Source organism: Streptomyces sp. KR55 (assembly GCF_052245645.1).
Classification (GTDB): Bacteria; Actinomycetota; Actinomycetes; order Streptomycetales; family Streptomycetaceae; genus Streptomyces; species Streptomyces flavusporus.
Genome location: NZ_JBQQCE010000860.1, coordinates 1 through 1,843 on the forward strand (window position 1 = coordinate 1; position 1,843 = coordinate 1,843).

Below are 1,843 nucleotides of genomic sequence, written 5' to 3' on the forward strand. Positions count from 1 at the left end.
TTCCCGCACCGCCTCGGCGCTGGTCCCCTTCACTGCGTCCGCGACGGCGAGCACCCCGCGCGCCACCCCGTCCCAGCCGACGACGACGGCTGTACGGCCGCTTCTCTCGGCCTCTTCCTTGGCGCGGGCCAACTCCTGCGGAAGCTCGCCGAACAGGCGCCCCACGGCCACCTCGTGGTCGGCCACGTACCCGCGTACGCCCCGCCCGGGCACATTCTCGAACCGCTCCACCCCCGGCAGCTCCCCGACCCGCTCCTCGGCACCCGCGGCCACCGCCCGGGCGACGGGATGCTCGGAGGCGTGCTCCAGGGCGCCCGCGAGCTGCAGCACCTGCTGCTCGTCGGCGCCCTCGGCGACGTACACCTCCTGGAGAGTCATGCGGCCGGTGGTCACCGTGCCGGTCTTGTCCAGGACGACGGTGTCGACGCGGCGCGTGGACTCCAGCACCTCGGGCCCCTTGATGAGGATGCCGAGCTGCGCTCCGCGCCCGGTGCCCACCATGAGTGCGGTCGGGGTGGCCAGGCCCAGCGCGCACGGGCAGGCGATGATCAGCACCGCGACGGCCGCGGTGAAGGCGGCGACGGCGTCGCCGGTCGCGCCGAGCCACGTCCCGAAGGTGGCCGTGGCGATCACCAGGACGACGGGTACGAACACGCCGGAGATCCGGTCGGCGAGCCGCTGCACCTCCGCCTTGCCGGTCTGCGCCTCCTCCACGAGCCGCGCCATCCGCGCGAGCTGGGTGTCGGCGCCGACCCGGGTGGCCTCGACGACGATGCGGCCCCCGGCGTTCACGGTCGCGCCGGTCACCGCGTCTCCGGCGGTCACGTCCACCGGCACGGACTCGCCGGTCAGCATCGACGCGTCGACGGCGGAGGCGCCCTCGACGACGGTTCCGTCGGTGGCGATCTTCTCTCCGGGGCGTACGACGAACCGGTCGCCGACGGCCAGGTCGGTGACGGGGATGCGGATCTCGCGCCCGTGGCGGAGCACCGCCACGTCCTTCGCGCCGAGCTCCATCAGCGCCCGCAGGGCGGCGCCGGCGTGGCGCTTGGAGCGGAGCTCCAGATAGCGGCCGAGGAGGATGAACGCGGTGACTCCGGCGGCGACTTCGAGGTAGATCGTCGAGGCGCCGTCGGTGCGCGAGACGGTGAGGTCGAAGCCGTGCCGCATGCCCGGCATGCCCGCGTCGCCGAAGAACAGCGCCCACAGCGACCAGCCGAACGCGGCCAGCGTGCCGATCGACACCAGCGTGTCCATGGTGGCCGCGGCATGCCGGGCGTTCGTCCACGCGGCCCGGTGGAACGGCGCACCGCCCCAGACCACGACGGGGGCGGCAAGGGTGAGGGACAGCCACTGCCAGTTGTCGAACTGCAGGGACGGAACCATCGCGAGAAGGACGACGGGGAGGGCGAGCAGCGCGGAGACGATCAGACGGTGCCGCAGGGCCGCCAGTTCGGGGTCCGCGTCAGGGGCGGGCGGGGTCTCCTGCTCGCGGACGGGCTGCGGGGGCGGGGGCTCCTCGGCGGTGTAGCCCGTCTGCACCACGGTGGCTATCAGATCGGCGACCTCGGTTCCGGCGGGGTAGCTGATCCGCGCCTTCTCCGTCGCGTAGTTCACCGTGGCGGTGACGCCGTCCATCCGGTTGAGTTTCTTCTCCACCCGGGCCGCGCAGGAGGCGCAGGTCATCCCCCCGATGAGCAGCTCCACTTGGGAGACGTCCGGTGCGGGGGCGGATATGGCGGGCTGGGCGGGGATCTCTGCGGTGCTGGTCATGTGCGGACTCCAGACGACGTCCAGACGGCGGACCGGACCGTACGGGCCGGGGTCGGGTTCGGTGCACGAC

Annotated in this window: 1 protein-coding gene; it reads right to left on the reverse strand. The window is 73.2% G+C overall.

Annotated features, from left to right (window positions below; translation table 11 throughout):
• On the reverse strand, positions 1-1,773 hold a 1,773-nt coding region (locus ACTWQJ_RS51020), incomplete at its 3' end, for a heavy metal translocating P-type ATPase (RefSeq protein ID WP_443313139.1).
• Positions 1,774-1,843: the final 70 nt, after the last annotated feature.